This is a genomic window from Enterovibrio gelatinilyticus (assembly GCF_028683095.1).
In the GTDB taxonomy this organism is placed as follows: domain Bacteria; phylum Pseudomonadota; class Gammaproteobacteria; order Enterobacterales; family Vibrionaceae; genus Enterovibrio; species Enterovibrio gelatinilyticus.
Genome location: NZ_JAJUBC010000016.1, coordinates 50111 through 73815 on the forward strand (window position 1 = coordinate 50111; position 23705 = coordinate 73815).

Genomic DNA, 23705 nt, shown 5'->3' on the forward strand with positions numbered 1-23705 from the left:
ATCCGATGAAAACCTATATACCTGGTAAAGATGCAGCGCTGGAAGAATCCATTAACCGCTTTGAGGAAAAACTCTCTGCACATGGATTCAATGTTGAACCTGTTTCTTGGCTGAACCCTGTACCCAACGTCTGGTCAGTTCATATCCGCGACGTCGACGCGCCAATGAATTTCACCAATGGCAAAGGGGCGAGTAAGAAAGCCGCGTTAGCTTCTGCGTTAGGTGAGTACTTTGAGCGTTTGTCTTGTAACTATTTTTACGCCGATTTCTACTTGGGTGATGACGTTGCCAATGAGGCATTTGTGCATTATCCAAACGAAAAGTGGTTCCCGCTGACTGACGATGATAGCTTGCCAGAAGGTTTGCTGGATGACGCGATGTCAGCCTTCTATGATCCTGAAGACACGCTAGCTGCCAGCGATCTTATCGATCTTCAGTCGGGCAACGAAGAGCGTGGTATTTGTGCGCTTCCTTTTGAGCGTCAGCGCGACCAACAAACCGTTTATGTGCCGATGAACGTTATCGGTAACCTGTATGTGTCGAACGGCATGTCAGCGGGTAACACCCAAACAGAAGCGCGTAGCCAAGCACTGTCTGAAGTGTTCGAGCGTGCAATCAAAAACCGCATTATCGCCGAACGCATTAGCATGCCTGAAATCCCTGCTGAGGTGATGGCGCGTTACCCGTCTGTTCAAGCATCCATCGATGCACTGATTGCCGAAGGTTTCCCTGTTGTTGCGTATGACGCATCACTGGGCGGAAAATACCCTGTGATTTGTGTGGCGCTGTTTAACCCAAACAACGGCACCTGCTTTACTTCTTGGGGCGCACACCCACGTTTTCAGGTGGCACTAGAGCGTACCGTGACGGAATTGCTTCAAGGTCGCAGCTTGAAAGACTTAGATGTGTTCGAAGCACCGTCTTTCCACGATGAAGATGTGGCGGATCACCACAACCTCGAAACCCACTTCATTGACTCATCAGGCACAGTATCTTGGGACATGTTCAAGTCTACCGCTGATATTGAATTTGCAGATTGGAACTTCGAGGGCACATCGCAAGAAGAGTGCGATTGGTTGCTAGGTAAACTGCATGCTGAAGATGCCGATGCCTACATCGCCGATTACACCCACCTTGATGTGAATTGCTGCCGCGTCATTGTACCGGGTTGGTCGGAGATTTATCCGCCTGAAGAAATTCAACTGTGCAATAACAACCGCGGTACAGATCTGCGTGACGCCATGTCAATGCTGATCGCCTCTGAATACAGCGATGATTCTGTCGAGTTCTTGTTTGATGTGCTTGAAATGGCAGACTTTGACGACAGCTATATGGTGTGTGAACTGATGGGCATCGCTCCAGACGCGAACACGGTGTGGAAGTCACTCACCATAGGTGAACTGAAATGCCTTCTGGCACTAGCAATGGGCGATTTGGAATCCGCACAAGACTTCGCCGCATGGAGCATGGACTACAACGCAACCATATACAGTCAAGAGCGTACCGTGTTCATGCGCTGCCTGATTGCGAGTCTAGAGCTTGCTCAGGATGAGAATCGTGATCCGGTTGAATACCGCCAGGCATTTGGCTTTATCTATGGTGACAGTGTGACGGAATCAGTGTGGCAGTCTATTTCTGGCGATATCCGATTCTATGGTTTAACGGCGCCGAATAGCTCGTTAACCGAGTTTGGTGCGCATCAAAAACTGATTGGCTCTTACCTGAAATTGCAAAAAGCCAAAGCACTCGCAAGCGCATAACCTCAGGCCACCAACAGCGCCCATTTTGTCACTGCACAATATGGGCGTTTTTGTACCGCCTCCACCACAAACCCACATCCATACAAACCATATTGATTTGCATTCGTGACATGCATCCGAAAACTATTCATTCTTGCTGGATGAAGTTCAATGTCCGCTGTAAAACACGGTTAAACAGACCTCCCTGTAGCACGCCAAACCCTCTTATTTTGGTAATTTTATTTCATTTCCGCAGCTAAAATGGCACTTTTAGCAGCATTATTCATCACAAGAACAGAAAACGACCAATTCTGGCACATCTAAAGTGTAATTTATTTTCACGAAAATGATCTAAATCAAGTTTGCCACCATGAGGTTTGTTAGTATTCATGTAACGAATTTTTGGCTCTCAGCTTGATATGGTTTGGCCCGTTACTCAGTGCCTAACATTCACGTAGAAAGTAGAGGGCTTTGTCAGTTCTGTTTGCTTTTGTACGTAGAGGACTTTATGTCAATCCAAGCTCCATCAGAGCAAATCGGTGATAAGGCGCAAAGCGAATATCAAGCTAAGCACCGTCCCGCTTCAGAGTTCGAAACTCGTTCAGAATACCTGGACCACGAACTCCAAATCATGAACCCACGCCGCTACAAGTTAAACCTTCCTGGTCGTGACTTCCGTTTCGAGCTAGAAGATCTTGTTCCTGCGCTTGCTGGTACCATTGGTATCATCGCGATGTACTCAGCAGTAATGATGTCTTGGGCTGAAGGCTTAACTGCCGCATGGGACCACATCGAGCTAGGTAAAGAGTTCGCCATCGAAGTTGCACGTGTAGAAATGCTTATTCCAGCGTTTCTGTTCTGTGTTCTTGCATCGGGTTTCATCAACCCTCGCGCCAACCTCGCGGGCAACCATGGTCCAATGATCCCACTTATCGGCACGATCGCTCTTGCCGGTGCGCACCCTCTTGCATTAGCAATTTTGATTGGTGTCTTTGGTCTAGCTCTGAGCTTCCTTAAAGGGGGGTCCAAGCTGGTTAACCTCACCTCTGAAGGTACCGCTGGCGGCTTGCTGATATTCCTCGGTTTAACAGGTACCGTAAGCCAAATCACGTCCATCCAAGAATGGGCAGTTGGCATTCAATCGCCAACGGTTGAAGCGGGTAGCATGGGCTATGTCGGCCTAATCGTTCTTGCCGTGACCATTGCGCTTTACGCACTTCTTGCAAAGTACAACAAGCGTTGGCTAGCTATCCCAGTTTGTGCCTTTACAGGCCTGGTTATTGCGCTTGCACTTGGTACAGGTTTTGACATCCAGTTTGTTACAGAGACAGGTTTACCAAACCTAAACCCTGTTTACTGGTGGGGTTCTACCTCTGAAGGTTGGATGCTTGGCATGCCAAACGCTCAACACTTCATTGCATCGTTGCCATTCGCTATTTTGGCTGTTGCTATGTGGTCGCCAGACTTCCTCGGTCACCGTATTTTCCAAGAACTGAACTACCCGAAAAAAACGGAAAGAGTACTGATGGACGTGGATGACACCATGACCATGTGTTCTATTCGTCAAATGGTAGGTACAGCAGTGGGTGGTGGTAACATCACATCATCTTGGGGTACATACATGATCCCAGCAGCGATTGCTAAACGTCCAATCCCTGCAGGCTCTATCCTTCTGGGTCTATTGGTGATGATTATTGCGATTCTGGGCTTCCCAATGGACGTTGCAGTATGGCCACCAGTAATGCGCGTTGCTCTGCTTGTAGGTGTATCACTACCTCTACTTGAAGCAGGTATGCAGATGGTTAAAGATTCCAAGTCTTCACAGGCAGCGGGTATCTGTATCTTCGGTGCGGCGGTTGTTAACCCTGTACTTGCATGGGCGCTAACCATGTTACTAGACAACAACGGCCTAATCGGCGACAAAGAGCGCGCAGCGCGTTTGTCTTTCGTGGATAAAATCGTTATCCCTGTTGGTGTATTGGTTATCTGTTTGGTCGCTATGCTGGCAGTCGGCATGTTTGAAGGCCAGTACGGCATCCCTGCTCTACTGTAAGATCTGATTGGGCAGCCTAAATTGGCTGCCCAAATTACTATCCAAAACTGGGTAAGAGAGCGTAAAATCAAGCACGTTTCGAATTAACGTTATTGCTTTTACCGTTTTTTAATTCGCGTACTGATCACTGTTTTTATCAGTGTAGTGGTTTAATGCTGCTAAGTACTTGTTTTCTTCTACTAAAAAGGTAGGTACATCATGTCTGAGCAATTTGCTAAAGCATGGGAAGGTTTCGCTGAAGGCGAATGGCAGAACGAAGTTAACGTTCGTGACTTCATCCAGAAGAACTACACCCCTTATGAGGGCGATGAATCATTCCTTGTGACCGAAGGTACCGAAGCGACTAACAAGCTTTGGGAAAAAGTCATGGAAGGCATCAAGCTTGAGAACTCAACTCACGCCCCTGTAGACTTCGATACTTCTGTTATCTCTACCATTACTGCTCACGACGCAGGTTACATCATCCAAGATCTTGAAAAGATCGTGGGTCTGCAAACTGAAGCGCCACTGAAGCGTGCACTTATCCCTAACGGTGGTGTGCGTATGATCGAAGGTTCTTGCAAAGCGTATGATCGCGAGCTAGACCCAATGGTTTCTAAGATTTACTCAGAATACCGTAAGACTCACAACCAAGGCGTTTTCGATATCTATACGCCAGATATCATGAACTGCCGTAAGTCTGGTGTTTTGACTGGTCTTCCTGATGCATACGGCCGTGGCCGCATCATCGGTGACTACCGTCGCGTTGCACTTTACGGTGTAGATTTCCTTCTAAAGGACAAAGCTAAGCAATTCCATTCGCTACAAGCGAAACTGGAAGCTGGCGACGATCTACAACTGACCATGCAACAGCGTGAAGAGATCCAAGAGCAATACCGTGCGCTGATCCAAATCAAAGAGATGGCTCAGAAATACGGTGCAGACATTTCTGGTCCTGCAACGACAGCTCAAGAAGCAGTTCAATGGTTGTACTTCGGCTACCTAGCTGCAGTTAAATCTCAGAACGGTGCTGCAATGTCTCTGGGTCGTACTTCTACGTTCCTAGACGTGTACATCGAGCGTGACATTGCTGAAGGCAAGATCACTGAAGTTGAAGCACAGGAAATGATCGACCACTTCGTGATGAAGCTGCGTATGGTTCGCTTCCTACGTACTCCTGAGTACGATGAGCTGTTCTCTGGTGACCCAATCTGGGCAACAGAATCAATGGGTGGTATGGGTTGTGACGGTCGTACACTAGTAAGCCGTACTAACTTCCGCTTCCTGAACACGCTTTACACCATGGGTCCAAGCCCAGAGCCAAACATCACTGTGCTTTGGTCTGAGCAACTGCCTATTGGCTTCAAGAAGTTCTGTGCGAAAGTATCTATCGATACTTCTTCTATCCAGTACGAAAATGATGACCTAATGCGTCCAGATTTCGACAACGATGACTACGCTATCGCTTGTTGTGTATCTCCGCAGGTTATCGGTAAGCACATGCAGTTCTTCGGCGCTCGTGCAAACCTTGCTAAAACACTGCTTTATGTAATCAACGGCGGTGTGGATGAGAAACTGAAACTTCAAGTGGGTCCTAAGCAAGCACCAATGACTGACGAAGTACTAGACTTCGACAAAGTTTGGGCTGGCCTAGACAACTTCATGGATTGGTTGGCAACTCAGTACGTGACCGCACTGAACGCTATCCACTACTCACACGACAAGTACAGCTACGAAGCATCGCTAATGGCGCTGATGGATCGTGACGTTTACCGTACTATGGCTTGTGGTATCGCGGGTCTATCTGTAGCGGCTGACTCACTGTCTGCTATCAAGTACGCGAAAGTGAAACCAGTTCGTGACGAAGACGGCATCGCGATCGACTTCGAAATCGAAGGCGACTATCCGAAGTTTGGTAACAACGACAACCGTGTAGATGACATCGCTTGTGAGATGGTTGAGAAGTTTATGAACAAGATTCGTAAACTGAAGACTTACCGTGACGCGGTTCCTACCCAGTCTATCCTGACTATCACGTCAAACGTGGTATACGGCAAGAAGACAGGTAACACCCCTGACGGTCGTCGTGCAGGTGCACCATTCGCACCAGGCGCAAACCCAATGCACGGTCGTGACGAGAAAGGTGCAGTAGCATCACTAACGTCTGTAGGTAAACTGCCATTTGCTCACGCAAAAGACGGTATCTCTTACACCTTCTCTATCGTGCCTAACGCACTTGGTAAAGATGGCGACACGCAGAAAGCGAACCTTGCTGGTCTTATGGACGGTTACTTCCACCACGAATCAGGCATCGAGGGTGGTCAACACCTGAACGTGAACGTTCTGAACCGTGAAACACTGGAAGATGCAGTTAAACACCCAGAGAACTACCCACAGCTGACTATCCGTGTATCGGGCTACGCTGTGCGTTTCAACTCTCTGACTGCTGAACAGCAAAAAGACGTTATCGCACGTACATTCACTGAAACTCTATAATCTGAGTCTTCTCTGAATAATAAAAACACCTCCCATGTGGAGGTGTTTTTTTATGCCCGTTATTCGTAAGCTTCACCACAAGCCTCTTAGGCAGCACACCCATTCTCCTCTTCTGTTGCCGTATACCGTTCTGTCGACGAATGCAAAAAAGCTGACCATACTATTGGAAACACTTACTCATCAAACAAATAGCGAAAGCGCATTCGCAACATTTGTGAGGAAATATGAAAATATTGCTTGTCGAAGATCATCCCTTTCAGCGGGACATGATGTCCGGACAATTGATGCAACTTTTATCCGGGACTGACGAGTTATTAACGGCAAAAAGCGGCAGCGATGCACTTGAGCAAACTTTGATCGAAAAGCCTGATTTGGTTTTTTGCGACTTACAGCTAACCGATATCGATGGCATAGAACTTCTCACCAATATGGCTGAAAGAGGTTTCATGGGCTGTATTGTTATTACCAGTGCTGCCTCACCAAAAGTGCTCGAAACTGTGCAAAATATGTGTGAGAACCTTCACCTAAACGTGCTGGGTGTTCTTCCCAAGCCCGCTTCTATTCCTTTGTTAAAGCACTACATCGAAGTCGCCAACAATCATGACGTGCAATTCCCTCAAGATCTTGTGCCTTTGCGGGAAGATGAAGTGCTCGAAGCTTGGAAGTCAGGGCAATTCGAAACCTGGTTTCAGCCTATTGTTCGCCTTGAAGACGGTGAGTGGATTGCCTGCGAGGCTCTCCAACGCTTGCGCCATCCAACACGTCATATCATCTTACCTCGTCAATTTCTTCCACAACTCTCTACGTTGGGGCTTGAGTCAGAGCTAACGATGACGGTAATAGAAGCCGTTATTGAGCATCAAGAGACGTTGCAAGGCCGTCCTGTTGGTATCAATATCTCGATGAATAACCTCATCGAACTTAAATTCGTCGACAACATCATCTCGATGGCTGAAGACCACCCCAAGCTTTGCGAACACATCTACTTCGAATTGATGGAACCGGAGCATTTTAGCCATATCAGCCAAGTACAAGAAGCCGCCTCTCGATTGCTGTTGAATGGATTTCGTATCGCCATCGACGATTTTGGAACGGGACACAGTTCACTGCAAGAAGTGGAGTTTTTACCGATAGATTCCCTCAAAGTAGGGTTATCTTTGGTGCTCCCTATGTTGAGTAGCCGCACGTCAAGCGCTCTTGTTGAAGCCAGTATTCTGATTGCTAGACGTATCGGCATCGCCTCCGTCGCTGAAGGCATTGAGTGCATCGAAACATGGCATGGACTGCGCGACATGGGATGCGATTACGGACAAGGCTTTTTCATCGCCAAAGCCATGCCTGCTCATGACTTAAGCAATTGGTATCCTTTGTGGATGCAATTGAAGAATCATCGTTCACTCTGCCCCTCTCATGTCATTAGCACGATATAAATACATCGCTCCAATCCAAATACTCAGATAGAAGCTGACCATGACGGAAATGTCTTTCATTTCCGTCAAACTGTGAAGCACCCCTATCGTGTGACCACTGTTTCCCCCTCTGGCTTTTAGCTCGTGTGCAAAAACATGATCGATTGCGGCACCCGCGAAAAGCCCAACGAAAGCATGCCTGTCAAACTCGCTGAATCCCTGTATCTGAGCGGGCTTTCGGTATAATATAACTCCTTACTTTTTACAGTAGTTTTTGGAGAATCTCATGTCGGTGATTGGCCGTATTCACTCTTTTGAGTCTTGTGGCACCGTGGATGGCCCTGGCATTCGCTTTATCGTATTTTTGCAAGGCTGTCTCATGCGCTGCAAATATTGCCACAACCGTGATACGTGGGATTTAGATGATGGCCGTGAAGTCTCGGTCGATGAAATCATGAAAGAAGTCGTCACCTACCGTCATTTCATCAATGCATCAGGCGGCGGTGTCACTGCATCAGGTGGCGAAGCCATGCTTCAGCCTGAATTTGTGCGTGAATTTTTCCGCGCTGCGCACGCCGAAGGTATTCACACTTGTCTTGATACCAACGGCTACATCCGTAAGCACACTGACGTGATTGATGAAGTGTTGGATGCAACGGATCTCGTTATGCTCGATCTGAAACAAATCAACGACGAAATCCACCAAAACCTTGTTGGCGTGCCAAACAAACGCGTGTTGGATTTTGCACGCTACCTGCATCAGCGTGGCCAAAAGACTTGGATTCGTTACGTGGTTGTACCGGGTTACACCGATGATGAAGACTCAGCACATCGCCTTGGTGAATTCATCAAAGACATGGACAACATCGAAAAAATTGAAATGTTGCCATACCACCAGCTAGGTGCGCACAAGTGGGAAGCCTTGGGTTATGAATACGAACTCAAAGACGCAACACCACCGAAGAAAGAAACCATGGAAAACCTGAAGAACATTCTCGAAGGCTATGGCCACAAGGTCATGTACTAAACCAAGTGTTCACAGATTCTATAAACGGCCTACGGGCCGTTTTTTAGTTTCGCGGCTATCAACTTATCGAGTAGCGTTGCTATCGTTCAGGTGACAAATACTCCCTGTCATAGAAGGTTCGCAACCAATGTGGCCTGTATACTGCCAGCAAGGTCACCGCAAAACCATTTAGCAATCCTTCGGGAAACCACATCAGCAAGGATAACATCAAGTAATTGTCCACGATGGTTCCCCAAGGGTGCAGCCCCGACAGCCAATAGCCCGCAGACACCACACAAAGATGCAGCACGACCGTGAACGCGGCATTAAGAAAGCCCGCGACAAAGATATAAATAAACAGGTGATGTGTGAGGTATCGGTAAGAAAGCCAAAAAATACCGTAACTCACAAACGCGGGGATCACGGCGGTGGTGATCGCATATAAACCCACGTCCTCCCAAGGCAACAAACCAAACCCGACCATGAGTGACAGCGGCAATACGCTTATCCACACCGCGATGCGAGGGCCATGGCTCAAGGTCAGCACTGTCATGCCAAGGAAATGAATATCGAGCCCTTCACTGATCCCTGCTTTGAGCGCCCACAAACAAAACAGCACCATGGCACTGGCAAACACCAAATGTTGATAGCCTTTGTCTTGTCGCATTTTATGCCATGCTAGCGGTGTCCAGCATAGCCAAAGTGCTAGCACTAAACCTGTCCAACCCAGCACTTGCCAGTAAACCATCAAAACTCCATCACTCTAGCTTGTTGCCACCACTGCCAACCCAGTAAGTCTCTTTTTTTCAAGTTAAAAAACCGTAACTAACCTGTAGTCAGATCAAAAAAATTGAGGGTACTAACTGATACTCTGTGGCACATGAATTACCAAACTCTCTCACTTAAAATCACAACTAAGGGACTGTTTGGGAAAAGAATTTTTAACTTTTGAGGCCACTATTATGGAAATGACTCACGCTCAGCGTCTTATCCTATCTAATCAATACTCTTTGATGTCACAGCTTGACCCACAAAACGCCGACAAATACGGTCGTCTACAAACCATTGTAGAACGTGGTTACGCACTGCAAATGCGCGAATTGGATAAAGATTTCGGCGATATGCCAGAAGAGCTTTGCCGTCTGGTCATTGATGTGATGGAAATGCACCATGCACTGCAAGAATCTTTCCGCATGCTAGAGACTGGCACGCGCTGTGAGTGTGATGTCGATGAACGTCGCCTTCAGTTCTGGGGCTTTGATGCAGCAACCGAAGCGCATTTGGTCAACTATGTTCGTTTCCTGACTGATGTTGAAGGTCTTTACCCTCAGTTCGACAAAGGGTCACACCACTTTAACAGCCAAATGCCGATGCTTGAGAAGTATCAGCGTATGCTGAAGGTATGGCGTAACTGTCCACGTCAATACCATTTATGTGGTAACGAACTGTGCCAGATCGTAGCCGCATAAGTTATCGAAATCAGCTTGAAGCCGCTCCTGTTGAGCGGCTTTTTTGTGCCCGATATGCACCGCGATTTTTCTCGGTTTCGTCGTTAATCTTGCGCCAACCCGCACCGGATTTGCCTACCCATGCCTCCTCGCGCCTTCATGAGAAAATTTGTTCGTTAACGACAAATTAATTTATTTGCACCACAACTAAAACGGTTGTCTAATCGCCACGCACCCGTTCTGGTTTAGATGATACCAAAGAGGTGTATCCAGGCGTCGAACAGCAATCACCAATCTCATCATTGCTGACGAAATATGCCTTGTTCTCTGTCATACCGTACCTGTTTGTCGTACGGCCTTTTATAGGAATGGCAATGAAATCTTTCGCAAAATCGCTTGATCAGGTCAATAACCTGGCCCCCGTTTGCGACGCCACAGCGACACTTCACCCGCACAACTGTTCCCAGCCCCTGTCAGCGCCTTCGCGCAGGAAACGGGCATCGTTAAAGCGAACACGAAGCGCGGATGCCGTCCTTCTTGATCTTTCGCTACAGATGCCTGAATAAGGTCTGCCTGCGTTAACCGCATCTGATAAATTTCTTTGGTACAAGTAAGCGTGATAGCACCACTTATTGGCTATCCGCATTCTTCTTGTGCCCGATCACCGCTGAGGAATAAACATGAGTGATTGGTCTATTAATGACGCCCGCGATGTCTACAACACACCGTACTGGGGTCAGGGATACTTTGACATTAATCCGCAAGGGGAAGTGATTGTTCGTCCTGACGTAAAACGTCCGGAGAACACTGTCGCGCTATCTACTCTGGCAGACGAACTGATTGCCAAAGGCGCTTCGCTGCCTGTTTTGGTTCGCTTTCCTGAGATCCTGCATCATCGCGTCGATAGCCTATGCGCCAACTTCAACGATGCGATCGCCGACTACGGCTACCTAGGTGAATACCTGCTGGTTTACCCGATCAAAGTGAACCAACAAGAAGCAGTTGTTAGCGAAATATTGAAAAGCCAATATGCCCGCCAACAGCGTCAGCTTGGGCTAGAAGCCGGCAGTAAACCTGAACTATTGGCGGTATTAGCCATGGCGCGTCAAGCAAGCTCAGTGATCGTCTGTAACGGCTACAAAGACCGTGAATACATCCGACTTGCCTTGATCGGCGAAAAGCTAGGTCATGAAGTTTATATCGTCCTTGAGAAGCTCTCTGAGCTAGATGTCGTGCTAGAAGAAGCCAAAGCATTGGGCGTGACACCACGTCTTGGCCTTCGCGCACGTCTCGCCTCTCAAGGCAAAGGCAAATGGCAAGCCAGTGGTGGCGAAAAATCCAAGTTTGGTCTTTCAGCATCACAAGTGCTGACCGTGATGGACAAACTGCGCCAGCACGACATGCTAGACACACTGCAACTGCTGCACTTCCACCTTGGTTCACAAATCGCCAATATCCGCGATGTACGCTCTGGTGTGGGCGAAGCCGCACGTGTTTATGCTGAACTCCACAAACTCGGCGCTGGTATCACCACCGTCGATGTGGGCGGTGGTTTGGCAATAGATTACGAAGGCACACGCAGCCAAAGCAGCTGTTCGATGAACTACAGCCTGCGTGAGTATGCCAATAACGTGGTGTATACCATTGGTGATGTCTGTAAAGAGTACGACATTACTATGCCGCGCATTATTTCTGAATCAGGCCGTAACCTAACGGCGCACCATGCTGTTCTCGTAACCGATGTGGTCGGCGTTGAGCGTTACCAACGTGAAGAAGTGTTTGCGCCAGAAGAGAATGCTCCGCAAATTCTTCACAACATGTGGCATTCATTTAAAGATCTTAGCCAGTCAGGCGATCAACGCTCATTGGTTGAGATTTACCATGACAACCAAAGTGACCTGTCCGAAGTACACATGCAGTTCGCCATGGGCATGGTTAACTTTGCAGAACGTGCTTGGGCAGAGCAAATTAGCCTGCGTATTTGTTACGAGCTCTCGTGCAAAATGTCGCCGAAGAACCGCGCACATCGCCCAGTGATGGACGAATTGAACGAACGCTTGGCAGACAAGTTCTTTGTGAACTTTTCGCTGTTCCAATCATTGCCTGACGCTTGGGGGATCGATCAAGTCTTCCCTATCTTGCCGCTCAGTAACCTTGATAAAGCACCAGAGCGCCGTGCAGTCATGCTCGATATCACCTGTGACTCTGATGGTGCCGTTGATCAGTACGTGGAAGGCCAAGGCATCGAAAGTACCCTTGCTGTTCCAGCATGGAGTGACGAAGAACCTTACCGCATGGGCTTCTTCCTTGTGGGTGCGTACCAAGAGATCCTTGGCGACATGCACAACCTGTTTGGCGATACCGACACCGCGGTGGTGCGCAGCTGCGCTGAGGGTGGTTTCAATATTGAATCTATCGATCGCGGTGACAGTGTCGACGACGTGTTGCGTTATGTTCACCTTGATCCGGCACAGTTCATGGTGCAATACCAAGAAATGGTCAAAGAGTATTTGCCAGAACAAGAACACGAAGCGATTCTTGCAGAAATGGCAGAAGGCCTAAAAGGCTACACTTACCTCGAAGACATTCGTTCACACCGTTAATTTTTGATTGCCCGCTTATGGCGGGCAATCTTATTTCATAGGGATTTTCACATGGCAACAATGGCCAACTACCCAGACTATTCGCTGTATTCCAATGCGTTCGGTTTCCTTCGTCAGCCTTTGGTTTTTCAACCACAAGGTTGTGACGCTGACGTGATTATCACAGGTGTGCCGTTTGACATGGCAACCACCGGACGTTCAGGCAGCCGCATGGGCCCAGGCGCTATCCGCCAAGCTTCTATCAATCTGGCTTGGGAAGGTAAACGCTGGCCGTGGGAGTTTTCTCTCACCAAAGAAATCAAAATGGCTGACTGTGGCGATTTGGTGTTTGATTGTGGCGACGCCGCGCAAATGTGTGAGCGCCTAGAAGCGCACGCCACCAGCTTGCTGGCTGAAGGCAAAACACTACTGACTTTTGGTGGCGATCACTTTGTTACCCTGCCGCTGCTACGTGCTCACGCCAAACAGTTCGGTGAAATGGCGCTGGTACACTTTGACGCGCACACAGACACCTACGACATGGGTAGCCAATACGACCACGGCACCATGTTCTATCACGCGCCAAACGAAGGTTTGATTGACCCACAAAGCTCAATCCAAATCGGCATTCGCACCGAGCACAGCCACAAACTTGGCTACCAAGTGGTAGACGCGGCAACAGCGAATGATTGGACTGCGGATCAAATCATCGAAGCGATCAAAACACGTGTCGGCGATCGTCCGGTTTACCTCACGTTTGATATCGACTGTCTTGACCCTGCTTACGCACCGGGCACAGGCACACCAGTGTGCGGCGGTTTGAGCACAGACAAGATCCTAAAGGTTATTCGTGGGCTTCAGGGCATTAACCTGATTGGCATGGATGTAGTAGAAGTCGCGCCAGCGTATGACCACGCAGAGCTAACGTCTCTAGCTGCTGCGACGATTGCGACCGACCTGCTTCATGTGTGGGCGGCGAATCGTAAGGCGAAGTAACCATAACTCGCTAACGAAAAACACCCGCTTAGGCGGGTGTTTTTGTATGTGCTCGTGGGTTGAAAGCTGTTTATTCGCTCAAGATCGTTTATGCCCCATTCGGTGTTGCCAACGTTAAAACACATCAGCCTCACCCCGAGTGGTTTCGATAGATTTTCTAATGATAAACAATAGGTTGGTAGCAATGCCACATCTTGTCAAAGGGCATCAGGATTGCATTTTCCCGATAGCTAACACTTCTTTTCCTTTCTAAAAGTGCCTGTCCCAGCAAGTACTAAAAGTAGAAGTCTAATGTTTCGCCTTTTTTATTGATGGCACGGTACAGGTAGCGCCATTTTCCCTTCACTTTTATGTAGGTTTCATCAAGTTGCCAAGAGGAGTCAGCGCCGATAGGTAGGTAGCGACGGAGTTTCATACGAAGTGCGGGGGAGTATTCAATAAACCACCGATAAATCGTTGAGCGGTTCACTAAAATCCCTCTTTCCGCCAACATATCACTGACGTTGGCATAACTCATGGGTGTTGAGCCATACCAACGTAGCGACCAAAGGATGATTTCAGGCGCTAAGTGTTTCCATTTGAATTCGTTGTTGGCCATTGACTACCCATCCGCTAAGGCGATATGAATATGTTGGGTCAAGAGGGATTTTTTGCAACAAGCCCGATATTATGTCAAACACAATATGGTGTTTGACGGTAAATTCACAAGGAGGTGAGGCATGAAAATGAAAAGCTATCTATTTTCTGCTTTCGTGATATCTACGTTTATTTTTTTTTTGAGTAACAATGGGCGGCCGACCGTGTTACCAGAGCCAGTAAATGAATGCCCCGATGGCGTTCAGATGCCTGCTGGTCTAGTCGGTAGATGGTCCTATGAGGAAACTGTGAGCCAAAACTTAACAATAACGCACTATCTGGAAATCAATGACGGATGTACAATATTGAGGTATTTCACTGGTGATAAACATGCAATGCGAGCACATAAGTGGTATATGAAGAATGTCTTTGATGAGCCGGGAAATTACGTTTGGTTTTTCTCCCCTTATTTCATTGTTACTAGTGTCGATGAGAACAATTCCCAATTTTTCCTTAAGGAATGGTCAGGCGCGTATCAAACTATAAATCAGAGTACGGGTAAAACCCATAACACTTCTTATCGATCATATCCTGGGAATTTGAATAGTTACACTTTAACAGACTTCTATTTCAATAATAAACTTGACTTATGGGGAGACGAGTGGACCCAATAGCTTGTGTGTCCAACCTATGGATCCACTTCTTCCATCATCAGTTCATCGCTCTGAATAGTAGCTCTGAGTACTCACACCCTACCGAGCCATCTCAACTCAAGCGCCAACAAGCCTAACCACTGTAACCACTAGGGGGAGCGCCATTTCCTCCGGTGAGGGATGCAAAGTTTGAAGCAGCAAGATTTGTATTCAAGAGCGGGACACTGAAACAGTGACTACTTTCTTCGGACAACGAGTAAATATCACCAACTATCAACCAGTAAAATTGGGCTTTAGCAGCAAAGATCAACGTGTGTTAGCTGGCTTAGAATTTACTACGTGGGTAGATATTGATATGCATCTAGAGCAGCACTGGCCGCCCCTTGAGTGTGAACAAAGAAAACCTATTTGCTTTATTGATACCGAAGAATTGCCAACGCATTGCCAGTTACTACACCGAAAACATCAGCGGTACCCAACTCGACCGCCCAGAGCTAAATCGCCTACTCACTGACACACAGGCAAACGACATCCTGCTTGTTGAGCAAATCGACCGCCTGACCCGCCTTAACGACCACGACTGGAAACAGCTCAAGCGCATGATTGAGGAAAAAGGCATACGCATTGTCAGCATGGATGTACCAACCAGCTGGCAGGCACTCGACAATAACGCACTCACCCACAATGATCCCATCATCAAGGCCGTGATCGATGCCATCAACAACATGCTGATAGAGCTGATGGCTGCCATGGCCAGAAAAGATTACGAAACAAGAAGAGAACGACAGCGCCAGAGCATACAAACCGCCAAGGCCGCCGGAAAGTACAAAGGCAAGCAAGCCGACACCGAACGACACCAGAAAGTGAGAATCTTTAGAGAGAAAGGCCTCAGCCTGAGAGAAATAGCAGAAGCGACCGGCTATAGCCGATCGCAGGTTTGTAGGATTTTAAAGGTTTAAACCAACAAAGTTAGTACTACCTAGAACCAATCTTGAATACAGTCTTTGAATAAATCCCACATATTTGTTTGGGCAAACAGTTCAAATAAAGATCGAGCTGAAAAATTGATAAAAATAGCACGCAGCACGTTAAGCCAACTCTGACGTTTCATACGTCTCCTTAAAAAGTTTTTTGCGTTTAAACTCCCCGAGATCTAAAATCGACTTGAACGTTACGAAATCTGTCTCTCAGGGATGGTTTCTTAACATGACGACTCTTGGTTGCCGCCAAGGTCGTCACTCTCACTTTCCTGTCTTATGCCCTAATTTATTCCTCCAAAACTGACTAATACCCCTTACTAAATCGTTTAGCAGCCGTTATCAAATGGCTTGTAACAAGACCTTTCAGGTACGACTAGCTAATGGAGCAGATCAAACCACTATATCGTGTGATCTTCAAGGCTTGACAATTGTCTCTATGAATTTTCTTCTTCTATTCACCTCACCTTGCTTGAACCCCCAGCCCTTGCACCGTATCCTTGCCGCTCATCCATTCTTGTCGAAACATCACTATGTCATCTTATCTTTGCCCACTGTGTCAGCTTCCGCTTAAGCGCATTGAGCGCACTTACAAATGCACCAATAACCACCAGTTTGATGTGGCGAAAGAAGGGTATGTGAACCTTCTTCCGGTTCAGCATAAGCGTTCAAAAGATCCCGGTGATAACAAAGAAATGATGCTGGCTCGTCGTCAGTTTCTTAACGGCGGTCACTACCAGCCAATGCGCGATGCGGTGTGTGAGTTGCTTTCTGACTTACTAGCCGAACAGTCATACACCCAGCTTTTGGACATAGGTTGTGGCGAAGGGTATTACACCAGCCATTTTGCGCAGGCATTGCCTGTCACCAAGGTGCTTGGCCTCGACATATCCAAAGTCATGATCCGTCATGCCGCCAAACGCTATTCAGACTGCGAATTTCTTGTGGCATCAAGCCAGCGCCTTCCCTTCTCCGATAACCAGCTAAACGCTGTCGTGCGCATCTATGCGCCATGTAATGGTGAAGAATTGCAACGCACCGTCAAAGACAACGGCGTGGTCGTCACCGTGACACCTGGGCCTCGCCACTTGTATCAATTAAAGGCGGGCATTTACGACGAAGTGAAACTTCACGACGTGCCTGTCGAAGCGCTTCCGGGCTTCGAATTGGAGACGGAAACCAGCGTCGCTTATCCCATGACACTAAACAGTGAAGATGCGACCACATTGCTTCAAATGACGCCGTTTGCATGGCGAGCACCTGACGCGTTGTGGCAGACATTAAAAGAGACTGAGCAGTTTGACTGTGAAGCGGATTTCACCCTGCGCGTTTATCGCAAGAAAGCCTAAAAAGCAGAAAAATGCGGGTATAACGCAACAAAGCAATCATCCACATTTTCGGTCATACTGGTGCGTATCTCCTGATATTCAAGGTCATGAATTCATGTCGATACGCGCATTCTCCACAGCATTCATTCTCGCGACGCTTTTAGGTTGCACTCACCCGCTTACGCCGAAAGAAACACCCGCCCCCACAGGCACACTTTACGACTACCAAATCGAGTCCTCCAATGGTGTTCCTTATTCGCTCAACGAACTCGCCAATGCACTGAGTGACGCTGACGTCATATTGGTAGGAGAATGGCACACACACCCCGGTATTCACTTATTCCAAGCGCAGTTGCTTGCCACCCTCTCAGCGCGTTACCCCGCCACAGCACTCTCTATGGAGCAATTTTCACGACCAGACCAAAGCGTGATAGATGGTTACCTTCAAGGTGATTTTGGGGAGAGCGTACTGTTGGGAAAAAGCGAGAAATGGCCAAACTACGCCAGTGATTATCGCCCCTTGATTGAAATCGCCAAGACCAATGCGCTGCCTGTTATCGCAGCAAATACCACACAAGAGATCGTCCGTTGTCTTGCCGCTAAGGGTGAAGGCTACCTTGATACATTGCCAGAGGAAAAGCGACGTCACGTCGCGAACAGGCTATCGAGTGAGGCCTCCCCCTACAAAGAAAAGTTCTTGTCTGTAATGTTCCACGGCGATGAAGAGAAAACCAATAACCAGTATTTGGCGCAAATCGCGTGGGATGACACCATGGCAGAAAGCATGGTTGCGTTTTTAGCAGAAAATCCGAATGACAAAGTGATGCACATTGCGGGCGCGTTTCATGTCGAAAATGGTTTAGGCATTGCCAGCCGCATGTTGGCGCGAAACCCCAACCTCAATATCGCCATCATTTCACCGCAAACCCAAGATGCGCCGCTGCCAAACGACGTTAAGGATTATCGATTAATCGTGAACCCTCTTCCCGAGCAATGGTTATCAGAAGAGGAGATGAATGCTGCGATTGGAACCATGCGCCATAGCCGCCGGAAAGCTCCAGATTGTTCCTGATTCAAGGCTCAAGGCTCAAGGTAAATAAAAACGTTCAGCCACTACAATTTCTCGATGTTTTTGAGGCTATGAGCCGCCTTGCCCAACACCGCTCTTTGATGCTCATCTGATTTCTTATTCCAATTCGCATACACCATTTTGGTTCTGGGGTTACCCCCAAAATCGTCTTGGTGTTTATCCATAAAATGCCAATACAGTGAGTTCAACGGGCAGGCATCATCTTCGGTGGTTTTCGTGACCTTATAGTGGCAGTTCGTGCAGTAATCGCTCATTTTCTTCACATAGTTGCCACTTGCTGCATAGGCTTTTGAGCCAACAATGCCGCCATCGGCAAACTGGCTCATGCCGCGTGTGTTGGGCAATTCCACCCATTCGATCGCATCGATATAAATCCCGAGATACCACTCATCCACTTGCTCAGGGGCAATGCCCGAAATCAGGCAAAAGTTACCTGTGATCATTAAGCGCTGAATATGATGGGCATACGCATAATCGAGTGACTGCTCAATCGCATGTTTCATGCAGGCCATCTTGGTGTTGCCCGTCCAAAACCATGACGGTAAATCACGCGTCGCAGACAAACTATTGAGATTGGCGTAGTCGGGCATGTTCGCCCAATAGATGCCACGAATGAATTCGCGCCAACCGATGATTTGCCGCACAAAGCCTTCCACCTGCGCCAAGCTAATGTCATTAGGTCGTGTTTGGTAATGGTAAACCGCCATCTCCACCACATGCTGTGGGCTGAGTATTTTGCTGTTAAGGGCGAAGGACAACCTTGAGTGATACAAACTCCATTGTTTGCGCTGGCCTTCTTCATCGGCCAGCCCTGTCATCGCATCTTGGAAGCGTCCAAAGTTGGGTAAGCAATACTGGCAGAAGAAAGCCAGTAACGCCTTCGCTTGCGTGCGTGTTGTCGGCCATAGCAGGTTTGAGTCAGGCTTTCCGATCACCTTGATGTTGTGGCGTTCGATACGCGCGAGAATGTCAGTGACATCATGACCAAACAGCAGTGGTTCTGGTACATCGTCGATGTCTTTCGCTTTGAGTTTGTTTCGATTGTCAGCATCGTAGTTCCATTGTCCGCCTTCAGGTTTTTCGCCGTCCATCAACACATTGAAGCGCACACGCATCTTGCGGTAGAAGGCTTCCATACGGTGTCGCTTACCTTGTTTAAAGTCGCGGGGAAGTTCTTGGTCAGAAAGGTAGAAATGCTCTGACTCAACCACATTGGAAGCAATAGACAACGAGGATGCAAATACCGACAGTTGTTCCCTCAGACGATACTCATCCGGCAATTGGTATTCGAATGCACTCACGCCATGTTGCTCGATAAGTTGGGTCAGCAAAGCAGGTAAATCCGAAAACGGCGCGGTGTCGTCCAAGGTGAGGTGCAAGACTCTGTGCCCTGCGTGTTGCAATGCCTGTGCGAATGCAGACATGGCGGCGAAAAAGGCACAGACCTTTTGTACATGATGAGGCACATAGCTGGCTTCTTGGTGAAGCTCGGCGATGACATACAAGGTGCTGTCATCCTGCTCGCGAAACCAAGAATGGCTGGCATTGAGTTGGTCACCCAAAATCAAACGCAATCGAGCGGCTTTCGTTGTCATTTTTATCTCGCTAGCTAGGATTTTTTTGCTGACTGGATTTCTTTGGAGTTCGGCTTCCCGCACATCGCTTCGAGCAATACTTCACTTCGTCCCACACGCGCTCCCACTTCTTGCGCCACGTAAAAGGGCGTTGGCACACCGCACAGGTTTTCTTTGGTACGTCCGGCTTCTTCATTCAGCCTTCTTGATTCAGTATTCTTCACTCAGTGTGCGCCAATCTTTTAATCTGGCCTTACATGTCGTTTGAGTAATCGATGCGCTTCTTGCTGAACATCCGGCAGTTTGCGCCATCGCCACAGCAGCGCTTGAGCTTCTGAATAGCTTTGCTTCAAATCAACGATAGGCTCGGGGTAGTCCGAACCAATATTCACCGCATACATCATTTGTTCCATGGGAGAGAGCTGCCACGGCGAATGCACAAGCGGAGCAGGGATTTCAGCCAGTTCAGGAAGCCATGTTTTCACAAATATCCCGTCAGGGTCTTTCTCCTCACCTTGCTTTACGGGGTTATAAATACGGATGGTATTAATGCCTGTCACGCCAGCCTGCATTTGAAATTGGCTGTAGTGAATACCGGGCTCAAAATCGAGGAAGACACTCGCGAGATGTTTAACGCCAAGACGCCAATCAAGTGCTAGGTGATGGCACAAAAAACTCACCAGCATGGCGCGCATGCGGAAATTCAAGTAACCCGTCGCGTGCAAGCAACGCATGGAGGCATCCACCATGGGAAAACCTGTTTTACCTTCCTTCCATGCTGTCAATCGTCGCGGTGCTTCCGCCCCCGTCACCCTTGGTAATTCAAGATAGCCACGATTCACTGGTTCAAATTCCATGCTGGCTTCACTTTCAAACTTCTGGATGAAGTGACAGTGCCAATGCAAGCGGGAACTCAACGCGACCAAAGACCGCCGCCAGCCCTTCTTATTCCAATTCCCCAGCACAATTTGATACACCTGACGAAGACTCAAATTACCCCACGCCAAGTAGGCGGAAACGCGTGAGCAATGGGTTTGACTTAGCGTTGGGCTAGATAGCGAGTAAGCATAGTCTTTCCCTCGGCCTTCAAAAAAACCGTTGAGCATTTGCCACGCGGCCTGCTCGCCACCGTGTTGAAAACATCCGGCATGCTCACCGGGCTTAACGTAGTTCGCAATTTGGGCTGGTAGGACTTCCGGTTCAACAGACGCCCAATGCACACATTGGATATCGCAGTTCGCCTGCGGGGCACGCATCACTTTTTGCCAATGTTTGTCCCATGTTTGCCTATTCGTAAGGCCGCGGATGACCGCGCCGAATGGGGTTTCATTCCACACGACCGAGTGCTGCTCACACCACGATTTAACGGAGATATCTCGCTCGAAAGTGTTATTGAGCCCCACTTCTTGATGTGAGAAAAGGTGAGCGATACCAAATGTTTGGTGGATAGTGCTCAGGGTATCTACTGCGTCTCGGTGAGAGACCAACATCGCCCCTTGGGGCAGGCGTGCTTGCATGTCTTGCAGGGATTGACCAACGAACCGCCAATGACGTTCATCGTAATGAGGGTCATCAATCAGCATGGGTTCAAAGCTATACATCAAGAGTACAGGCAACCCAGATTGCGCTGCTCGTAGCAAGGGTTCGTGATCAGTAAGTCGTAAATCTCGCTTTAACCAAACAACAGAAATCGCCACTCGCGCTCCTTGTTCTTTTCGTCGAAAACTTGCCAATACATCGCGTTAGAATTCCTGACATGAGCCATGGCAAGCTGACATTATGGGTGAGTATCTTTGTGACTATTGGTTCGACATCTGACGTCTTTTCTTTTGATGCTTTCTTAAAGAACCTACGAAGCGAACAAGCAATTAGATTGTTAGGGGCATAAAAGTACAGGTCTTGTCGGGTGAGTACTGCTAAGACATCGCAAAGAAATGAAACGCGTAGGTAAACGAGAATGCAAACCATGTATTACTATTTAGACGAGCTACCAATCGTGGCAAGTAATGATGGGCAATGATTGCTCGTTTGGGTGTCGAGCATTAGCATTTCGCCATATATCAAGATACGGAGATCGACGTGAAAACAAACATGTTAGCTTTTTTGGTTACATCAGCACTCATATCGTTCACTGCTCACGGTGAATATTCAGGAACAGCAACGGTTATCGCGGGAAGCGCTGACGTAAAAATTGAAAATTTGTTTACATGCGAAAACGGAAAGTCTCGCCCATCACCGATTGGTGAAAAACAAAGTGATGGGAAAACGTTCGTCGTACCCGCTGACGTGCAGTACGACGAACCAAAGTTTGCCACCAATCTTTACGATCAGTGTTCAAACGTTAAACCAGACTCTCTGGCTGATGTCGATGTTTCGGCAGTACCTGTTGTTGAAGTCGATAGCGATGGCGAGATAGTGATGGGGTATATTTTTGCGGACAATTACTTCGAACTCTACATTAATGGCACCTTAATCGGTGTTGACCCGGTGCCTTTTACGCCATTCAATTCCAACATTGTTAGCTTCAAAGTCAACAAGCCGTATGACATCGCCATCAAGGTGGTGGATTGGGAAGAAAACTCAGGACTGGGAAGCGAAAATAACCGTGGAAAGCGTTATCACGCGGGCGATGGTGGCTTAATCGCGAGCTTTACTGACGGAACAAAAACCAATGGTGATTGGTCAGCACAGACGTTTTACACGTCGCCGATTACAGATCTCAATTGTGTTGAAGAAAACGGCCAACATCGAATCACTGCGAACTGCGACACGGACGGTTATGACAGTTACGTGAAAACCTACTCGCTGCATTGGGATGTGCCAAACGGCTGGAAAACCAATGACACGTTCAAGGCTTGGCCAAAAGCCACGGAATTCACTGAAGATGACATTGGCGTAAACAACAAAAAAGCCTACATGAACTTCCAAGAGCAATTCACTGGCTCGGGTGCGGAATTCATTTGGTCAAAGAACCTTGTTTTAGACAATCTTGTTCTATTCAGATATTCAGTGAAGTAACTGACAGTCAACGTTTACTCCAAACATGTAAAACCGAAGATCTAAAACCAAACGTCAAAAATCAAAAAAGCGCCTTGGTCTCCCAAGGCGCTTTTTCGTTTACATTCATGCTAGCTGATGTGTTAGAACCAGCGCTCCAGTGACGATTTATCCAATTGCTTGAATGCTCGGTTTAAGGTTTGCGCAAGTTCTTTGTAGCGAGGTTGGCTTTTGATTGGCTGCATTGCGCCACCTTCACTCACAATTTTCTCATGAAGCTCACGATACCAACCCGCCAAAGCTGGAGGCAATTGGGTGTCGCGACGTCTTCCTAACCACCACATCCCCTGCAGGGGCATACTCAATGCAAACAACGCCATGATCATTGCCTGAGGCAATCCTGCGTAGTTATTGAACGCCATTTGTATCAGCACACTGATGACCGCAACAGCAGGCATCACTTTGACAGCAAACTGTGTTGCTCTTATTACCCTATTTTCAGGGAACATGGGAGCCAACTCCTTTCGGACTGGCCATTCGGTCATATACTTCTGACCATCACGAAAACTGTTCCACATCGATTTTTTGCTCATACGGCGCATACCTCTCAGCGATGTCTCTGTATTATCAGCTAAAATCCTGCCGCAACCTTTAAAATAAAGTTTAAAAACATTAATTCAAATCAATAATGACTCAAAAGTTTTTGTTATCTGCCGCAAGTATCGCTATTCTTAGCCGACCTAAATCAATTGTTGCTCGGATTTGATTATCTCGCAACCACAGAAACGCCATATGGATAACC

17 protein-coding genes and 1 pseudogene are annotated in these 23705 nt (G+C 47.8%); 12 read left to right on the forward strand and 6 right to left on the reverse strand.

The features are described 5' to 3' along the window. Positions 1 to 5: 5 nt before the first annotated feature. The 5 genes from ycaO (at position 6) to pflA (ending at position 8703) form a co-directional block, all read left to right on the forward strand. Positions 6 to 1760: a 30S ribosomal protein S12 methylthiotransferase accessory factor YcaO gene (gene ycaO / locus LRP50_RS14630; protein ID WP_274165199.1), complete on the forward strand. Its 1755-nt coding sequence runs from the start codon at positions 6 to 8 to the stop codon at positions 1758 to 1760. 487 nt (positions 1761 to 2247) lie between these two features. Continuing rightward, on the forward strand, positions 2248 to 3792 hold the full coding sequence (locus LRP50_RS14635; protein ID WP_274165200.1) for a DUF3360 family protein: 1545 nt from the start codon (positions 2248 to 2250) through the stop codon (positions 3790 to 3792). Positions 3793 to 3990: 198 nt separating this feature from the next. Then, positions 3991 to 6267, forward strand: coding sequence for a formate C-acetyltransferase (gene pflB / locus LRP50_RS14640; protein WP_274165201.1), 2277 nt, complete (start codon positions 3991 to 3993; stop codon positions 6265 to 6267). 224 nt (positions 6268 to 6491) lie between these two features. After that, complete coding sequence (locus LRP50_RS14645) at positions 6492 to 7697, forward strand: EAL domain-containing response regulator (protein WP_274165202.1); 1206 nt, start codon at positions 6492 to 6494, stop codon at positions 7695 to 7697. A gap of 265 nt (positions 7698 to 7962) precedes the next feature. Then, positions 7963 to 8703, forward strand: coding sequence for a pyruvate formate lyase 1-activating protein (gene pflA, locus LRP50_RS14650; protein ID WP_274165203.1), 741 nt, complete (start codon positions 7963 to 7965; stop codon positions 8701 to 8703). Positions 8704 to 8782: 79 nt separating this feature from the next. Here pflA and LRP50_RS14655 read toward each other — a convergent pair whose 3' ends face one another. After that, a complete protein-coding gene (locus tag LRP50_RS14655; RefSeq protein ID WP_337992917.1) occupies positions 8783 to 9433 on the reverse strand; it encodes an energy-coupling factor ABC transporter permease in 651 nt (216 codons plus the stop codon). A 211-nt stretch (positions 9434 to 9644) separates the two neighbouring features. On the opposite strand from LRP50_RS14655, the gene LRP50_RS14660 reads away from it, so the two are divergent. The 3 genes from LRP50_RS14660 to speB all read left to right on the forward strand — a co-directional run bounded on the left by LRP50_RS14660 (position 9645) and on the right by speB (position 13708). Further along, the gene (locus LRP50_RS14660; RefSeq protein WP_274165205.1) at positions 9645 to 10151 is read left to right on the forward strand and encodes a YfbU family protein; all 507 of its coding nucleotides are present in this window, start codon (positions 9645 to 9647) and stop codon (positions 10149 to 10151) included. A gap of 659 nt (positions 10152 to 10810) precedes the next feature. Next, positions 10811 to 12733, forward strand: a complete 1923-nt coding sequence (gene speA / locus LRP50_RS14665) for a biosynthetic arginine decarboxylase (RefSeq protein WP_274165206.1) — start codon at positions 10811 to 10813, stop codon at positions 12731 to 12733. Between the two features lie 51 nt (positions 12734 to 12784). Next, on the forward strand, positions 12785 to 13708 hold the full coding sequence (gene speB / locus LRP50_RS14670; RefSeq protein ID WP_274165207.1) for an agmatinase: 924 nt from the start codon (positions 12785 to 12787) through the stop codon (positions 13706 to 13708). Positions 13709 to 13985: 277 nt separating this feature from the next. Here speB and LRP50_RS14675 read toward each other — a convergent pair. Further along, positions 13986 to 14306 (reverse strand): annotated as a pseudogene (locus LRP50_RS14675) (IS6 family transposase); the annotation flags it as partial. A gap of 1020 nt (positions 14307 to 15326) precedes the next feature. On the opposite strand from LRP50_RS14675, the gene LRP50_RS14680 reads away from it, so the two are divergent. The 3 genes from LRP50_RS14680 (at position 15327) to LRP50_RS14690 (ending at position 18314) form a co-directional block, all read left to right on the forward strand. Then, positions 15327 to 15896: a recombinase family protein gene (locus LRP50_RS14680; protein ID WP_274165208.1), complete on the forward strand. Its 570-nt coding sequence runs from the start codon at positions 15327 to 15329 to the stop codon at positions 15894 to 15896. Between the two features lie 551 nt (positions 15897 to 16447). Further along, a complete protein-coding gene (gene rlmA, locus LRP50_RS14685) occupies positions 16448 to 17263 on the forward strand; it encodes a 23S rRNA (guanine(745)-N(1))-methyltransferase (protein WP_274165209.1) in 816 nt (271 codons plus the stop codon). 94 nt (positions 17264 to 17357) lie between these two features. Then, positions 17358 to 18314, forward strand: a complete 957-nt coding sequence (locus LRP50_RS14690; protein WP_274165210.1) for a ChaN family lipoprotein — start codon at positions 17358 to 17360, stop codon at positions 18312 to 18314. Positions 18315 to 18355: 41 nt separating this feature from the next. Here LRP50_RS14690 and LRP50_RS14695 read toward each other — a convergent pair whose 3' ends face one another. From LRP50_RS14695 to LRP50_RS14705, 3 genes are read right to left on the reverse strand one after another with little or no spacing between them, the layout of a single operon-like run. Next, positions 18356 to 19927: a cryptochrome/photolyase family protein gene (locus tag LRP50_RS14695; RefSeq protein WP_274165211.1), complete on the reverse strand. Its 1572-nt coding sequence runs from the start codon at positions 19925 to 19927 to the stop codon at positions 18356 to 18358. Between the two features lie 10 nt (positions 19928 to 19937). Further along, positions 19938 to 20102: a DUF2256 domain-containing protein gene (locus LRP50_RS25695; RefSeq protein WP_420791225.1), complete on the reverse strand. Its 165-nt coding sequence runs from the start codon at positions 20100 to 20102 to the stop codon at positions 19938 to 19940. Between the two features lie 46 nt (positions 20103 to 20148). Continuing rightward, positions 20149 to 21603, reverse strand: a complete 1455-nt coding sequence (locus tag LRP50_RS14705) for a cryptochrome/deoxyribodipyrimidine photo-lyase family protein (RefSeq protein ID WP_274165213.1) — start codon at positions 21601 to 21603, stop codon at positions 20149 to 20151. Positions 21604 to 21985: 382 nt separating this feature from the next. Between LRP50_RS14705 and LRP50_RS14710 the strand changes: the two genes are divergently transcribed. Next, positions 21986 to 22924 (forward strand): hypothetical protein, encoded by a 939-nt coding sequence (locus LRP50_RS14710; RefSeq protein WP_274165214.1) that lies wholly within the window; start codon positions 21986 to 21988, stop codon positions 22922 to 22924. A 122-nt stretch (positions 22925 to 23046) separates the two neighbouring features. On the opposite strand, the gene yfbV is transcribed toward LRP50_RS14710, so the two are convergent. Further along, positions 23047 to 23496 (reverse strand): terminus macrodomain insulation protein YfbV, encoded by a 450-nt coding sequence (gene yfbV, locus LRP50_RS14715; RefSeq protein ID WP_274165215.1) that lies wholly within the window; start codon positions 23494 to 23496, stop codon positions 23047 to 23049. Between the last annotated feature and the right edge of the window lie 209 nt (positions 23497 to 23705).